The 15,683-nt window shown below is 67.5% G+C and carries 13 protein-coding genes; 7 read left to right on the top strand and 6 right to left on the bottom strand.

What is annotated here, in order from left to right; translation table 11 throughout:
• Positions 1–188 precede the first annotated feature (188 nt).
• From QQX02_RS00065 to QQX02_RS00045, 5 genes are read right to left on the bottom strand one after another with little or no spacing between them, the layout of a single operon-like run.
• Positions 189–917, bottom strand: a complete 729-nt coding sequence (locus QQX02_RS00065; protein WP_301140445.1) for an ABC transporter ATP-binding protein — start codon at positions 915–917, stop codon at positions 189–191.
• Positions 914–1,783, bottom strand: a complete 870-nt coding sequence (locus tag QQX02_RS00060) for an ABC transporter ATP-binding protein (protein WP_301140444.1) — start codon at positions 1,781–1,783, stop codon at positions 914–916. The genes QQX02_RS00065 and QQX02_RS00060 overlap by 4 nt, the downstream gene beginning before the upstream one ends.
• On the bottom strand, positions 1,776–2,750 hold the full coding sequence (locus tag QQX02_RS00055; RefSeq protein WP_301140443.1) for a branched-chain amino acid ABC transporter permease: 975 nt from the start codon (positions 2,748–2,750) through the stop codon (positions 1,776–1,778). The genes QQX02_RS00060 and QQX02_RS00055 overlap by 8 nt, the downstream gene beginning before the upstream one ends.
• Before the next feature lie 3 nt (positions 2,751–2,753).
• Positions 2,754–3,902: a branched-chain amino acid ABC transporter permease gene (locus QQX02_RS00050; RefSeq protein ID WP_301140442.1), complete on the bottom strand. Its 1,149-nt coding sequence runs from the start codon at positions 3,900–3,902 to the stop codon at positions 2,754–2,756.
• A gap of 49 nt (positions 3,903–3,951) precedes the next feature.
• A complete protein-coding gene (locus QQX02_RS00045) occupies positions 3,952–4,365 on the bottom strand; it encodes a PaaI family thioesterase (protein WP_301140441.1) in 414 nt (137 codons plus the stop codon).
• A gap of 18 nt (positions 4,366–4,383) precedes the next feature.
• Here QQX02_RS00045 and polA point away from each other — a divergent pair, with 18 nt between their 5' ends.
• Together polA and QQX02_RS00035 are read left to right on the top strand one after the other, a co-directional pair.
• Positions 4,384–7,038, top strand: a complete 2,655-nt coding sequence (gene polA, locus QQX02_RS00040; RefSeq protein WP_301140440.1) for a DNA polymerase I — start codon at positions 4,384–4,386, stop codon at positions 7,036–7,038.
• Between the two features lie 53 nt (positions 7,039–7,091).
• Positions 7,092–8,138: a 6-phosphofructokinase gene (locus QQX02_RS00035; RefSeq protein WP_367304219.1), complete on the top strand. Its 1,047-nt coding sequence runs from the start codon at positions 7,092–7,094 to the stop codon at positions 8,136–8,138.
• Here QQX02_RS00035 and QQX02_RS00030 read toward each other — a convergent pair.
• On the bottom strand, positions 8,135–9,574 hold the full coding sequence (locus QQX02_RS00030; protein ID WP_301140439.1) for a CDP-glycerol glycerophosphotransferase family protein: 1,440 nt from the start codon (positions 9,572–9,574) through the stop codon (positions 8,135–8,137). The two genes, QQX02_RS00035 and QQX02_RS00030, sit on opposite strands and share 4 nt — an antisense overlap.
• A gap of 53 nt (positions 9,575–9,627) precedes the next feature.
• Between QQX02_RS00030 and QQX02_RS00025 the strand changes: the two genes are divergently transcribed.
• From QQX02_RS00025 to QQX02_RS00005, 5 genes are all read left to right on the top strand, one after another.
• On the top strand, positions 9,628–10,023 hold the full coding sequence (locus QQX02_RS00025) for an FAD synthase family protein (RefSeq protein WP_301140438.1): 396 nt from the start codon (positions 9,628–9,630) through the stop codon (positions 10,021–10,023).
• Between the two features lie 158 nt (positions 10,024–10,181).
• Positions 10,182–11,669, top strand: coding sequence for a 30S ribosomal protein S1 (gene rpsA, locus QQX02_RS00020; protein WP_301140437.1), 1,488 nt, complete (start codon positions 10,182–10,184; stop codon positions 11,667–11,669).
• Between the two features lie 108 nt (positions 11,670–11,777).
• The gene (gene coaE, locus QQX02_RS00015; RefSeq protein WP_301140436.1) at positions 11,778–12,380 is read left to right on the top strand and encodes a dephospho-CoA kinase; all 603 of its coding nucleotides are present in this window, start codon (positions 11,778–11,780) and stop codon (positions 12,378–12,380) included.
• Between the two features lie 37 nt (positions 12,381–12,417).
• Positions 12,418–14,478, top strand: a complete 2,061-nt coding sequence (gene uvrB / locus QQX02_RS00010) for an excinuclease ABC subunit UvrB (protein ID WP_301140435.1) — start codon at positions 12,418–12,420, stop codon at positions 14,476–14,478.
• A 39-nt stretch (positions 14,479–14,517) separates the two neighbouring features.
• Positions 14,518–15,552, top strand: a complete 1,035-nt coding sequence (locus QQX02_RS00005) for a TerC family protein (RefSeq protein WP_301140434.1) — start codon at positions 14,518–14,520, stop codon at positions 15,550–15,552.
• Positions 15,553–15,683 lie beyond the last annotated feature (131 nt).

Here is a 15,683-nt window from a genome sequence, read left to right as displayed (position 1 = left end):
GGCGGCATGAGTCGTGACGGGCGAGGACGCGGGCGCCCGGGAGGCTCCGCCACGCGGTGGCTGACTGATCGACGATGGCTGACTGAGCTGGCGCTGAGCGCTGCCTCCGCGCATCGGCCGCTCGGGGATGCGAAAAGGCCCCGCCGGCATCGCTGCCGACGGGGCCCTGAAGCGGGGGAGCGGTCGCCCTAAGCGCCCAGGGTCCCCAGGTACAGCTCGATGACCTTGGGGTCCTTGAGGAGCTCCTGGCCCGTCGCGGTGTACGCAGACGTGCCCTGGTCGAGGACGTAGCCCCGGTCGCAGATCTGCAGGCAGCGCCGCGCGTTCTGCTCGACCATGATGATGGTCACGCCCGACTTGTTGATCTCGCGCGTGCGCACGAACGTCTCGTCCTGACGCACGGGGGACAGGCCCGCGGAGGGCTCGTCGAGCAGCAGCACCTTCGGGTCCATCATGAGCGCGCGAGCCATCGCGACCATCTGACGCTCGCCGCCCGAGAGCGAACCGGCACGCTGGTGATCACGCGAGGCCAGGTCGGGGAACAGGTCCATGACGCGCGCGTACTGGGCCTTGAAGCCCTTGGCGTTCTGGTACGCGCCCATCTCGAGGTTCTCGCGGATGGTGAGGGACGGGAACACGTTGTTGGACTGGGGGACGAACCCGACGCCCATCTGCACGAGCTCGTCCGCGCGCTTGTTGGAGATGTCCTCGCCGGCCAGGGTCGCGGTGCCGGACGTGATGGTCACGAGGCCGAACAGCGCCTTGAGGAACGTCGACTTGCCGGCGCCGTTGGGGCCGATGATGCCGATCAGCTCGCCTTCGTCGACGCGCATCGAGCAGCCGTTGAGGATGTCGACTCCTGGCACGTAGCCAGCCACGATGTCGTCGGCGATCAGCAGAGGTGCGGTGTCGGTCACTCTGATACCTCCTTCTTGATCTCTTCGGCGACTGCCGGCTCTGACAGGTCCTCGTCCATGTGCGCACCCAGGTAGGCCTCTTGGACCTGCGGGTTCAGCATCACGCTCTCGGGCGGGCCCTCGGCGATGATCTGACCCTGGGCCATCACCACCACCCAGTCGGAGATGCGGCGCACCATGTGCATGTCGTGCTCGACGAACAGCACCGTGACGCCCTCGTTCTTGAGCTTCACGATGTGGTCGAGCAGGGACTCGGTGAGGGCAGGGTTCACGCCCGCCATCGGCTCGTCGAGCATGACCATCTCGGGATCGGACATGAGGGCACGCGCCATCTCGAGAAGCTTGCGCTGGCCGCCGGAGAGCGACCCTGCGAACTCGTCCTTCTTCTCGTAGAGCTTGAAGCGCTTGAGGAGCACGTGCGCCTTCGCCGTGATCTCCTCCTCGCGCGCCTTCCACAGCGCCGGCACGAACGCGACGAAGAAGTTCTCGCCGCTCTGGTCCGCAGCGCCGAGACGCATGTTCTCGATCACCGTCATGCGGCTCAGTGCCTTGGTGAGCTGGAACGTGCGGACCTTGCCCGCGCGCGCCACCTTGGCCGGAGAGACGCCCTTGAGCGAGTTGCCGTTGAAGAGCCAGTCGCCCCGCTGCGGCTTGTCGAATCCGGTGAGCAGATTGAAGAACGTGGACTTGCCGGCGCCGTTGGGGCCGATGAGCGCCGTGATGGCGCCACGCTGGACCTCGAAGTGATCGACGTCGACGGCGGTGAGGCCGCCGAAGTGACGGTGGACCTTGTCCGCGATCACGATCGGGTCCGGCTTGGGCGCGCCGGGCTCGCGGGGAACCTGCGCGAAGACGTCGTCAGTCATGGAAAGCCAGCTCCTTCTTGTCGCCCAGGATTCCTTGTGGTCGGAAGATCACCAGACACATCAGCGTCACTCCCACCAGGGTGAGCGAGAACGGCTCGAGCTGCTGGGTGTTCAGGATGGTGTCCGGGATCACTGCGGACGCCACGCCCTTCACGAAGACGAGCGCGCACCAGAACAGGATCGAGCCGAGCACGGGACCGAAGACGGTCGCCGCGCCGCCGAGAAGCAGCAGCGTCCAGATCCAGAACGTGGTGGGCCGGCCCATGGAGTCGGGCTGCACCGAGGCGCCCAGCGCCCACACGATTCCGGCGATCGCACCGATGGCGCCACCGATCACGAGCGCCTGCATCTTGTACGAGTAGACGTTCTTGCCGAGCGACCGCACGGCGTCCTCGTCCTCGCGCACGCCCTTGAGCACGCGGCCCCACGGCGAGCGGGACAGGCGCCAGAAGAGCAGCACCATGAGCCCCACGAGGCTCCACCCCACGAGCGCCAGCCACCAGCTGGTGGACTGGGAGCCGTGCAGTGCGATGGGGCCGAACTCGACCATGCGGTCCGGGAACGGCGAGAGCATCTCGAAGGAGCCCTTGAACTCGTTGCCGCGGATGCCTGTGGAGGCGCCCGTGAGCGAGTTCAGGTTCTGCGAGCGTCCGACGTATCTGATCATCTCCGCTGCGGCGATGGTCACGATGGCGAGATAGTCGCCTCTCAGTTTCAACGTGGGCCACCCGAGCACGACGGCGAACACCACGGCCAGCGCGATCGCCACCAGCACGCCGAGCCAGATGGGACCGCCCTCGCGTGCGGTGATCGCGTACCCGTACATGCCGAGCAGCATGAAGCCGGCCTGGCCCATGTTGAGGAGGCCGGTCATGCCGAAGTGGAAGTTGAGGCCGATCGCGGCGAGCGCGAATGCGGCGGTCGTCGGCGCGATCGCCTCGCGCAGGATGCTGACCAAGATGTCCATGCGCTAGCCCACCCTTTCCGCTCGTCCGAGGATTCCTTGCGGTCTCACCAGCAGCACCAGGATGAGGATGGCGAGAGCCGTCGCGTACTTGAGGTCGGGTCCGAGCCACAGCGTCGAGGTCTCGACCACCACACCGATGACGAGCGATCCCACGAGCGCGCCGAACGGCTGGCCCAGGCCACCGAGCGTGACGGCGGCGAACATCAGCAGCAGCAGCTTGGCGCCGGTGTCGAACTTGGTGCCGGAGTCGTACAGCGCCAGCAGGATGCCGCCCAGGGCGGCGAGGCTGGTCGCCATCACCCACACGAGGCGGATGATGCCGTCCACCTTGATTCCGGAGGCCGCGGCCAATGCCGGGTTGTCAGAGACGGCGCGCGTGGCGCGACCGAGCCGGGTGCGCAGCAGGAAGTACCCCACCGCGAGCAGTGCCACCACGGCGATGCCGATCGACATCGAGGTGGTGTCGCCCAGCTGGATCGGGCCGATCTGTCGGCGAGTCTCGATGGAGGTGCTGACGCGGAGACGGTCCGGGCCGATCCACCACTGGAGGAAGTTCAGCAGGGCGAGTGAGAAGCCGATCGAGACGATCATCTGCTGCACCGTCTTGACGCCGCGCTTGCGCAGCTTGGACCACATGAAGCGGTCCTGCAGCCAGCCGGTGAAGCCGGCGACGGCGATTGCGGCGATCGACGCCAGCCAGAGCGGCCAGCCGATGGTGAACTCCACGGGAAGGAGCGGGATCGAGACCGGCTGCTGCGTGGCGAAGAAGTACGCCAGCATCGCGCCCAGTGACACCTGCTCGCCGTGCGCGAAGTTGCTCAGCCCGGTCGTGCCGTAGATGAGGGAGAGCCCGACGGAGGCGAGCGCGAGCAGCAGCCCGAACACCACACCGTTGAAGACGTTCTGGGCGATCCGGTTCGTGGCGAGACCGGTGGACCCGCCGCCGGCGTCGTCCTCCTCGTCCACCACCGCGTCCGCCGTGACCGCATCCACGTCCACCGCATCGGCCGTGACCACCGTGGTGGCCACGTCCGTGGCGTCGGCGGCAGCGGCTGCGGAGCCGAGCGCGGACAGCGCGGAGAATGCGGCGACAGCAAGGACGAACACGATCACAGCGCGCAACACCGCGCGTCGGTCGATTCTCTTCGTCAAGGACCCCTCCTCGTCAGGATTCCATCAACATACGCCATGCATGTTTCGGCTATGTGGCGGAATGTTGACGAATGGAGCAGGTCAGCCGCGCCGTTGCGACAGGTCTGCCCGATTCGTCCGTGATTGCGATCTCGTAGGTGGCGATGGTACGTCCACGGTGCAGCGCGGTGGCGACGCCGCGCACGACGCCGTCCCTGGCTGACCGGTGGTGAGTGATGTTCAGGTCGATGCCGACAGCGATGCCCGCGGGTGACGCGTGCGACATGGCGGCGAAGGAGCCCAGGGTCTCGGCGAGCACCGCCGAGGCCCCGCCGTGAAGAAGACCGTACGGCTGGGTGTTGCCCGCCACAGGCATCGACCCCTCTGCCCGATCCGCCGTCACGGAGTCGACGGTGATGCCCATGCGCTCCATGAGAGTGCCGGCCACCACAGCCTCGAATGACACGTCGTCGTTGTCAGTCATAGGGGATAGGTTGGCACAGTGAACGACTCCAGCCGACCGACACTGCTGCTGATCGACGGATTCTCGATGGCGTTTCGCGCCTTCTTCGCCCTTCCCGTCGAGAATTTCGCGACGTCGACGGGGGTGCCGACCAACGCCGTCTATGGGTTCGCGTCGATGCTCGCGACGCTCATGAAGGAGCACGCGCCCACCCACGCGGCCGTCGCGTTCGACCTCCCGGGCGGCACGTTCCGCACCGAGCGTCTTCCCTCCTACAAGGGCACACGGGATGCGACGCCGCCCGAGTTCGAGCCGCAGGTGCCGCTGATCCGCGAGGTCCTCGACGCACTCGGGGTGGCGGCGGTCGACAAGGAGCGCTACGAGGCGGATGACCTGCTCGCGACGTATGCACGGCTGGGCCGGGAAGCCGGGATGCGCGTGCTGGTGGTCTCGGGAGATCGCGACACGATTCAGCTCGTCACGGAGGACGTCACCCTGCTGTATCCGCGCAAGGGAGTGTCCGATCTGGTGCGCTTCACTCCCGACGCGGTGGTGGAGAAGTACGGAGTGCGATCCGATCAGTACCCCGATCTCGCGGCGCTCGTCGGGGAGACCAGCGACAACCTGCCTGGCGTCCCGGGGGTGGGACCCAAGACCGCGGCCAAATGGATCGGCGTCTACGGCGGGCTGGAGGGCATCCTCGACAATGCCGAGGACGTCCCGGGCAAGGCTGGCCAGAGCCTGCGCGATCACGTCGACCAGGTGAGGCTCAACCGGGAGCTCAATCACCTGGTGACGGACCTCGAGGTGCCGCTGACCGTCGAGGATCTCGAGTATCGCGGCGCCGATGCGGTCGCAGTGCACCAGGTGTGCGACGCCCTGCAGTTCCGGACGCTGAGGGAACGCCTGCTGCCGCTCGTCACGTCGGACTCGGCCGAGCACGTGCCTGAGGAGCCGGACGAGGTCGAGGTCGTCACCGACGGCGCGCTGGCGGCCGTCACCGCCCTCAGCGGCCCGGTGTCGCTCCATGTGGAGGGCCGCACGGGGGCCGATGCTGATGCCTGGGCCATCGGCGTCAGCACCGGTGACCAGGCGTGGGGCATCGACCTCACCGCCCTGAGCGCAGCGGAGGAGACCTCGCTGCGCGCATGGCTCGAGGACGACGCGGTGGCCAAGACCCTCCACGGCGCCAAGGACGGGTGGCACGCGCTCATGGCGCGTGGCATCGACCTCGCCGGCATCACCGGCGACACCCAGGTGGGCGCGTTCCTCGTGAACGCCGACCAGCGCGGGTTCGACCTCGCCTCGGTGCTGCAGCGGTATCTGGGCGTGACGGCGACCGGCGGCACCGCGGGCGACGAGCTCGATCTGGGCCTCGACGCCTCGGCAGCGCATGCCGCCGGCTCCACGGCCGCCCATGTCGGGCGTCTCGCCGCCGAGCTCGACGCGGAGATCGAGCGGCGCGGCATGACGAGTCTGTATCGCGAGGTGGAGATCCCGCTGATCGGGGTCCTGGCGCGCATGGAGCATGCGGGGATCGCGGTCGACCGCGAGCGGCTGGGAGAGCGCGCCGACGGTGCACGTGCACGCGCGGACCTCGCGGCGGCGCAGGCCTACGAGGCCATCGGCGGCGAGGTCAATCTGGGCTCGCCCAAGCAGCTCCAAGAGGTGCTGTTCGAGCGGCTCGGAATGCCCAAGACCAAGAAGATCAAGACGGGCTACTCGACGGATGCGTCGTCTCTCGCCGACCTGCAGGCGAAGAGCCCCCACCCGTTCCTCGAGGCGCTGTTGGCGCACCGCGACGCCGCCAAGCTGGGCCAGATCATCGAGACTCTCGCGCAGGCCGTGCGCGAGGACGGACGCATCCACACGACGTTCTCCCAGGTCGTGGCGTCCACCGGACGGCTCAGCTCGAAGGACCCCAACCTGCAGAACATCCCGATCCGGACCGAGGAGGGGCACCGGATCCGCGAGGCGTTCGTGGTGGGCAAGGGCTACGAGACGCTGGTCACCGCCGACTACAGCCAGATCGAGATGCGCATCATGGCTCACCTCAGCGGCGACGAGGGTCTGATTGAGGCGTTCCGCGCGGGGGAGGACCTGCACCGGTTCGTGGGCGCACGGGTGTTCGGCGTGGATCCCGACGATGTGACTCCCGAGATGCGCTCCAAGGTCAAGGCGATGAGCTACGGGCTCGCCTATGGGCTGTCGTCGTTCGGCCTCGCGCGCCAGCTGTCCGTGCCGGTGGGCGAGGCGCAGGCGATGATGGACGACTACTTCGCGCGATTCGGCGGCGTGCGCGACTACCTGCGCACCGTCGTGGACCAGGCCCGCGAGGTCGGGTACACGGAGACCATCCTGGGCCGTCGCCGCTACATCCCCGATCTCACCTCGACCAACCGGCAGCGACGGGACATCGCGGAGAGGGTCGCGCTCAACGCGCCCATCCAGGGCAGCGCGGCGGATCTCATCAAGAAGGCGATGCTCGGCGTCGACGTGGCGCTCAGGGACCAAGGTCTTGCGTCCCGGCAGCTCCTGCAGGTGCACGATGAACTGGTGGTCGAGGTCGCAGCCGGAGAGCAGGACGCGGTCGAGACGATACTGACCGAACAGATGCACGCCGCCGGCGACCTGTCTGTGCCCCTCGACGTCAACGTCGGCAAGGGGTCGGATTGGCGCGCGGCCGGACACTAGGCTGGCTGACTAATGATGCTTGCCGACGAATCACGCTTGCTGACGAATCACGCTTGCCGAAGCAAACAGGGCTGGAGAACATGCGCGTAGGAATTCTGACCGGAGGCGGGGACTGCCCCGGCCTCAATGCCGCCATTCGAGCCGTCGTCAAGCGCGGCACGGCCGAGCACGGGATGTCCGTCGTGGGCTTCCGTAACGGCTGGGAAGGCGTGATCAACGGCGACGCCGTGCCCCTGACCAGGGACGACGTCAGCGGAATCCTCGTGCACGGAGGCACCATGCTGGGCACCGCGCGGTGCCACCCCCACAAGGTCAAGGGCGGGATCGAAGCGGTCCACCAGACCGTGGAGGACGAGAAGCTCGACGCGCTGATCTGCATCGGCGGCGACGGCACGCTCAAGGCGGCCTCGAAGGTCCACGACTCTGGCGTTCCCGTGGTCGGCATCCCCAAGACCATCGACAACGACGTGGTGGGCACCGACGCGTCGATCGGCTTCGACACCGCGGTGTCGATCGCCACCGAGGCCATCGACCGCCTGCACTCGACGGCCGAGTCGCACAACCGGGTGATGGTCGTGGAGCTGATGGGCCGCCACTGCGGCTGGATCGCGGTCACGGCGGGAATCGCGGGTGGTGCGGACATCATCCTCGCCCCGGAGTCGCCTTTCGACATCGAGACCATCGGCAAGAAGATCCGTCATCGTCACCGCTACAAGGACTTCTCGATCGTCGCGGTCGCCGAAGGCGCCGTCCCTGCTGAGGGCAGCGAGTGGAACGCCTCGGACACGCTCGACGAGAAGGGCAACCCCATCGCCGGTCAGGTCGGAGCGCAGGTCACTCGGGCGATCGAACGCGTGACGGGATTCCCGTCCCGCCTCACGGTGCTCGGCTATGTGCAGCGTGGCGGCGTGCCCACAGCGGCTGACCGCCTGCTCGCCACCCGGTTCGGCGTGGCCGCCATCGACGCGGTCGCGACCCGCAACTTCGGAACTTTCACGGCGCTGCGCGGAGAGAGCATCGAGATGACGGAGTTCTCCGCGATGTCGGGCAAGACCAAGTACGTGCCCGAGGAGCTGCTCCGCACGGCGTGGAGCCTCTAGCGGTCGCGACCCCCATGGCTGTTCGGCGTCACCGGGAGCGCCTCTGAGACAGGCTCGACCGACGGCGCGGACGGCACGTCATCCTCGTCCACCTGCTGCTCCCGAGGCAGCGCCGACGTGGACGCGCGGGGCGTGCCCAGGGGAGCAAGCCGCTGCTCGATCGCGGGGTTCTCGGGATGGGACACGCGCGGGTGCGATGTCCAGCCGCCGGGGTGGGCATCGGCGTAGCCGGTGCCGGTGTAGGGAGTGGCGTCCTCTCCGAGCAGCACGACTCTCACCACGGTCTCGGACGCATTGCCACGCTCGAACGTGGCGAACCGCTCTCGGAACGACGCGCGGCGTTCGACATGCTCGGGCGCGGCGTACGAACCCGAGCTGATGATGTCCACCAGCTCGTCGGCGGTGAGCGCCACCGGCCCCGGCGCATCGGCCGTGATGTCGAAGTACGCGCCCCTGGACCAGCGGTAGTCGTCCCAGTCCTCGCACAGCAGCACGATGGGCTTGTCGAGCAGTGCGTAGTCGAACATCGCCGACGAGTAGTCGGTGAGCAGCACGTCGGCCGCGAGGTACAGATCCTCCACCTCGCCCCCCGTCGACACGTCGATGACCTGGTCGGGGATATGGCGACGCCCGTGGCGGTCGTGGTAGTAGTGGTCGCGCACCAGCAGGCGGGTTCCCGCCGGCAGCGATCGCGCGAACACGTCGAGATCGAAGTCCTGCTCCCGAGGGCGCCGTCGCGTTCGCCACGTCGGCATGTACAGCACCGCGGTCTCGTCCGCGTCCAGACCCAGACGTGCACGGGCGGCGACCCGGTCCTGCTCCGTCGCAGCGAGGAGGACGTCGTTGCGTGGGAACCCGACCTCGAGCTGGGCGCAGCCGTTGTGATAGGCCCTCTCCCATACCTCGGTGAGGTACGGGCTGGTGGTGAGGCTGTGAGTCCAGCGCTGGCATCGACGGTGCATGGTGACGATGGTGGCGTCGGAGGGTCGCTTGCCCGAGTAGTGCCGATCGGCGCCCATGTACTTCAGGGCGGTGCCGTGGTGCGTCTGCACGTACTTCTGTCCCTCTCGGGCGGGCAGGCTCCAATGCGGGTTGGCGTCATCGACGAAGTAGGTCGCGGTGGCGATCAGGCGCAGGTAGGCCAACGTGCGAGGCGTCACGTACTCGACCCCCTCCGGGACGAGAGCCAGGTCCTGCTTGCGCACGATCCAGACCCCCCGCAGGTGCGGGGCCAACTCGCGCTGCTTGCGGTAGATCGCCAAGGGGTTGCCCCGCGGCGCACGGTGCCAGAGCGTCGTGTACACCACCAGCTGGGGGTCGAGCGGCAGACGCATGTAGTACCACCGGCCGAGGGTGCGGTCCTGCACGGCCCTCACAGCGCGCGCCGCGAACCGCCGCGCGCGCCTGACTGTGCGCCTCACTCGTCTGCCGATCACGCCGGAAGTATAGAGGTGAACAAACAATGAACTCGAACCGATACATTGAATCCATGACGCGCGTGCTGACCTTCGGAACATTCGACCTGTTCCACATCGGTCACGTGAACATGCTGCTCCGGGCCGCCGAGCTCGGCGACCACGTCACGGTCGGCGTCTCGTCGGACGCGCTGAATTTCTCCAAGAAGGGGCGCTACCCGGTCTACCGCGAAGAGCACCGGATGGCGATCGTGGCGTCGCTCGCGTGCGTGCACGAGGTGTTCGTGGAGGAGTCGCTCGAACTCAAGGGCGACTACATTCGCGAGCACCGCGCGGACGTGCTCGTGATGGGGGATGACTGGGCCGGCAAGTTCGATCACTACCGCGAGCTGTGCGACGTGGTCTACCTGCCGCGCACGGCCGAGGTGTCGACCACGGACATCATTCAGAGCATTCGCGACGACCTTTAGTCACGCGGGTCGGCCAGAAGCGTCGCGACGCGCGGATGGCCTTTGTGCTGGTGGGGTCGCGCAGGGTAGGATGATCGTTGGTCTCGTGCGCCCTGTGCGCGCGGCGATCGATTGATGCATATTCCACTCATCCACCGTCCAACGGAGCTATCCCCTACATGTCCGTATCCACCCCCGAGTCCACCGCCATCGCGTTCAACGACATCGGCTCGAGCGAAGACTTCCTCGCCGCCATCGACGCGACCATCAAGAATTTCGACGACGGAGATCTCGTCGAAGGAACCATCGTCAAGGTCGACCGTGACGAGGTCCTCCTCGACATCGGTTACAAGACCGAAGGCGTCATCCCTGTCCGCGAGCTGTCGATCCGTCACGACGCGAACCCCGACGACGTCGTCGCCGTGGGTGACACCGTCGAGGCCCTCGTTCTCCAGAAGGAGGACAAGGAAGGCCGTCTGATCCTGTCCAAGAAGCGTGCTCAGTACGAGCGTGCCTGGGGCTCGATCGAGAAGCTCAAGGAAGAGGACGGCGTCGTCACCGGCTCGGTCATCGAGGTGGTCAAGGGCGGTCTCATCGTGGACATCGGCCTGCGCGGCTTCCTGCCTGCGTCGCTGGTGGAGATGCGCCGGGTCCGTGACCTCGCGCCGTACATCGGTCAGCAGATCGAGGCGAAGATCATCGAGCTCGACAAGAACCGCAACAACGTGGTCCTGTCGCGCCGTGCCTTCCTCGAGCAGACGCAGTCCGAGGTGCGCTCGAGCTTCCTCACCGCGCTGCAGCCGGGTCAGGTGCGCAAGGGCACCGTCTCGTCGATCGTCAACTTCGGTGCGTTCGTCGACCTGGGCGGCGTGGACGGTCTCGTGCACGTCTCCGAGCTTTCGTGGAAGCACATCGACCACCCCAACGAGGTCGTGTCCGTGGGCCAGGAGGTCGAGGTCGAGGTTCTCGACATCGACATGGACCGCGAGCGTGTCTCCCTGTCGCTGAAGGCGACGCAGGAGGACCCGTGGGAGGTCTACGCCCGCACTCACGCCATCGGTCAGATCGTGCCGGGCAAGGTCACCAAGCTCGTCCCCTTCGGCGCGTTCGTGCGCGTCTTCGAGGGCATCGAGGGCCTCGTGCACATCTCCGAGCTCGCGGTGCGTCACGTCGACCTGCCCGAGCAGGTCGTGCAGGCGGATGAAGAGGTCTTCGTCAAGATCATCGACATCGACCTCGAGCGTCGACGCATCTCGCTGTCCATCAAGCAGGCGAACGAGGGCGTCGACCCGAACGGCGAGGACTTCGACCCCGCGCTGTACGGCATGACGGCCGAGTACGACGACAAGGGCAACTACAAGTACCCCGAGGGCTTCGACCCCGAGACCCAGGAATGGCGCGAGGGCTTCGACGAGCAGCGCGAGGCCTGGGAGGCGGAGTACGCGAAGGCGCACGAGCGCTGGGAGGCGCACAAGCAGTTCGTCACCAAGCAGGAGGAGCAGGCAGCAGAGGCGGAGACCTCCGACGCGCCTGCGGCTCCTCGCAAGCGCGGACCGAAGGGCGAGGCTGGTCCTTCGTACACCTCGCACGACGAGCCGGCCGATGCGGGCACCCTCGCCTCGGACGAGCGTCTCGCCGCACTGCGCGAGAAGCTCACGGGCAACTAGCACCAGTTCCGTCGACAGGGCCGCGATCCGCTGAGGGTCGCGGCCCTGTCGCATGTCCGGGCCACGGCCGGGTTGGCGCGATCCGGGAGGGAGTGCGACACTCTCGCCATGCTTCGCATCGGCCTCACGGGCGGCATCGCCGCCGGCAAGTCCACCGCCTCTGCGCGCTTCGGGGAACTCGGCGCCACCGTCATCGACCATGACGCCCTCGCGCGGAGAGCCGTGGCTCCGGGATCCGCCGCGCTCGTCGAGATCGTGCGGGCGTTCGGCGATCGGGCGGTCCGCGACGGCGAACTCGACCGCGCGGCCGTGGCGGCCATCGTCTTCCACGACCCTTCCGCGCGTGCGCAGCTCGACGAGATCGTTCACCCGTACGTCTTCGCGATGTCCAAGGCGGCGGACCGTCAGGCACGCGCGCAGAAGGCGCAGGTCGTGGTCCATGACATCCCCCTGCTGGTCGAGAGCGGCCAGGGATCGGCGGACTTCGACATGGTGGTGACCGTCGCCGCGGATGTCGAGAGGCGAGTCGCCCGGCTCATGGAGTCGCGGGGCATGACGGAGGCCGATGCGCGGGCCAGGATCGCGTCGCAGGCGAGCGACGAGCAGCGGGCCGCGGTCGCCGATGCGGTGCTCGACGGGAACGGCACGGCGGAGCAGCTGCGCGCTCAGGTCGACGAGTTCTGGGCGATGAGCGTCCCGGTCACCGCCTGACGCGTCCCTGTCACACCCGGCGCGTACCGTAGTGACCATGACCGCAGACCTGCGCCGCTCCCAAGCGCCCTTCCTCGTCGAGTCCGACTACCGACCGTCGGGCGATCAGCCCAAGGCCATCGATGAGCTGGCCCGGCGCATCACCGAGGGGGAGCAGGACGTCGTGCTGCTCGGCGCCACGGGCACGGGCAAGTCGGCCACCACCGCCTGGCTCATCGAGCGGCTGCAGCGTCCCACCCTGGTGATGGCGCACAACAAGACCCTGGCCGCTCAGCTCGCGACCGAGTTCCGCGAGCTGCTCCCGCGCAACGCCGTCGAGTACTTCGTGAGCTACTACGACTACTACCAGCCTGAGGCGTACGTGCCGCAGACGGACACGTTCATCGAGAAGGACTCCTCGATCAACGAGGAGGTCGAGCGGCTGCGCTACTCCGCGACCAACTCGCTGCTCACCCGGCGGGACGTCGTCGTGGTGTCCTCGGTGTCCTGCATCTACGGACTCGGCACGCCGGAGGAGTACATCCAGGGCATGGTGATGCTCGCGGTCGGCGACACGGTCGATCGGGACACCCTGCTGCGCGAGTTCGTGCACATGCAGTACTCGCGCAACGACCTCGCGTTCACCCGCGGCACCTTCCGTGTGCGCGGCGACACGGTGGAGATCATCCCCGTGTACGAAGAGCTCGCCATCCGGATCGAGCTGTTCGGCGACGAGATCGAGGCGGTGTACACGCTCCATCCGCTGACGGGCGAGGTCGTCGAGCGCCAGACCGAGGTCCACATCTTCCCGGCGTCCCACTACGTCGCGAGTGAGGACCGCATGAACAAGGCGATCTCCACCATCGAGATCGAACTCGGCGAGCGCTTGGAGGAGCTGGAGCGTCAGAACAAGCTCCTCGAGGCCCAGCGGCTCAAGATGCGCACCACCTTCGACCTCGAGATGATGCGCTCGGTCGGCACGTGCTCGGGCATCGAGAACTACTCGCGGCACATCGAGCAGCGCGCAACGGGAACGCCGCCCCACACCCTGCTCGACTACTTCCCGGATGACTTCCTGCTGGTCATCGACGAGTCCCACGTCACCGTGCCCCAGATCGGCGCGATGTACGAGGGCGACGCCTCACGCAAGCGCACCCTCGTGGAGCACGGGTTCCGCCTGCCGTCGGCGCTCGACAACCGCCCTCTCAAGTGGGGTGAGTTCCAGGAGCGCGTGGGGCAGACCGTGTACCTGTCGGCCACGCCGGGCCAGTACGAGCTGACCCGTGCCGACGGGGCTGTGGAGCAGATCATCCGCCCCACAGGCCTGGTCGACCCCAAGGTCGTCGTGAAGCCCACGGAGGGCCAGATCGACGACCTCCTCGAGCAGATCCGCGCCCGGGTGGAGCGTGACGAGCGCGTGCTGGTCACCACGCTCACCAAGAAGATGGCCGAGGACCTCACGGAGTTCCTCGCGGACCGCGACGTGCGGGTCGAGTACCTCCACTCGGACGTCGACACGCTGCGCCGGGTCGAGCTGCTGCGCGAGCTGCGCATGGGTCGCTTCGACGTTCTCGTCGGGATCAATCTCCTGCGAGAGGGGCTCGACCTGCCGGAGGTGTCGCTGGTGTCGATCCTCGACGCAGACAAGGAGGGGTTCCTCCGCTCGGGCACCTCCCTCATCCAGACCATCGGCCGCGCGGCGCGGAACGTCTCGGGCGAGGTCCACATGTACGCGGACAGGATCACGGACTCCATGGCACTCGCGATCGACGAGACCGATCGACGCCGCGAGAAGCAAGTGGCCTACAACACCGAGAACGGCATCGACCCCACCCCGCTGCGCAAGCGCATCGGCGACATCACGGAGATGCTGGCGCGTGAGGACGCCGACACGGCCGAGACCCTCGAGCGCGCCCAGCGCGCGTCCGGCGGTGGCACAGGCGGAGGCACGTCGCCCATGGCAGGCCGGCCGTCAGACGAGCTGACTCAACTGATCGAGGACCTCTCGAGCCAGATGCGCACCGCGGCGGCCGAGCTCAAGTTCGAGATCGCCGCGCGGCTGCGCGACGAGATCGCTGAGCTCAAGAAGGAGCTCCGGCAGATGCTCGACGCCGGCTGACCGGCGTCGAGCGACCTCGGCGCGGCTTAGGATTGCACGGTGACAGATCCGTTCGTGTGGACCGCGACCATCGCGCTCATCATCGCCCTCTTCGTGTTCGACTTCGCGGTGGTCATCCGCAAGCCGCACGAGCCGAGCTTCCGCGAGGCCGCCACGTGGTCGGTGTTCTACATCGCGATCGCCGTGATGTTCGGCTTTGCATTGCACCTGTGGCACCCCGAGTTCCCCACGGTCGAGTACTTCGCGGGCTATGTCACGGAGAAGTCGCTGTCGGTCGACAACCTGTTCGTCTTCCTCGTGATCATGTCCAGGTTCGCAGTGCCGCCCAAGTACCGCTCCCGCGTGCTGCTCGTGGGCATCGCGATCGCGCTCATCCTTCGCGCCGTGTTCATCGCGGCGGGGGCAGCGGCCCTCGACGCATTCTCGGCTCTGTTCTATGTCTTCGGCGCCTTCCTGATCTACACGGCGTGGGGTCTCGCCCGCGAAAGCGAAGACGACGCCGGGCACCCGGACTACGAGGAGGGCCGCATGGTGCGGCTCGTCCGCCGGTTCTTCCCCGTGACCGACGGCTATCGCGAGGGCAAGATCGTGGTGCGCGAGGCCGGCACGCGCATGGTGACGCCCATGCTGCTCGTCATGGTCGCCATCGGCTCCACCGACGTGCTGTTCGCTCTCGACTCGATCCCGGCCATCTTCGGGCTCACCCAGGACCCGTTCATCGTGTTCACCGCGAATGCATTCGCGCTGCTCGGCCTGCGCCAGCTGTACTTCCTGGTGGAGGGTCTCCTGCAGCGCCTCGTGTACCTGCACTACGGCCTGTCGGCGATCCTGGCGTTCATCGGCGTCAAGCTCGTGCTGCATGCGCTGCACGAGAACAACCTGCCGTTCGTCAACGGTGGTGAGGGCCTCGCGGTGCCCGAGATCTCCACGGGGCTGTCCCTGACGGTGATCGTGGTGATTCTCACCATCTCGACGGTGGCGAGCGTCGTGGCGACCCGCAATGCAGGGCGGCTCGAGGACGAGATCGAGGCCGAGGAGCACGCGGAGAGTCTCAAGCCCGACGAGCGTCCGTAAGCCGGAGGAGCGTCCCTAGCGTTCTCGGGAGCGCGACGGCCGATGCCATCGGCACGGTGGCGATCCCAGGTCCGCCAGACGTGGGGGGGGCCGGGCGCCCCCCCCCGCCGTCACGTCGACTGGTGTGAACG

Origin of the sequence: Demequina muriae (assembly GCF_030418295.1) — a bacterium.
Classification (GTDB): domain Bacteria; phylum Actinomycetota; class Actinomycetes; order Actinomycetales; family Demequinaceae; genus Demequina; species Demequina muriae.
Note: the sequence above shows the minus strand (reverse complement) of the source record. Positions and strands in the feature narration are given on the sequence as shown.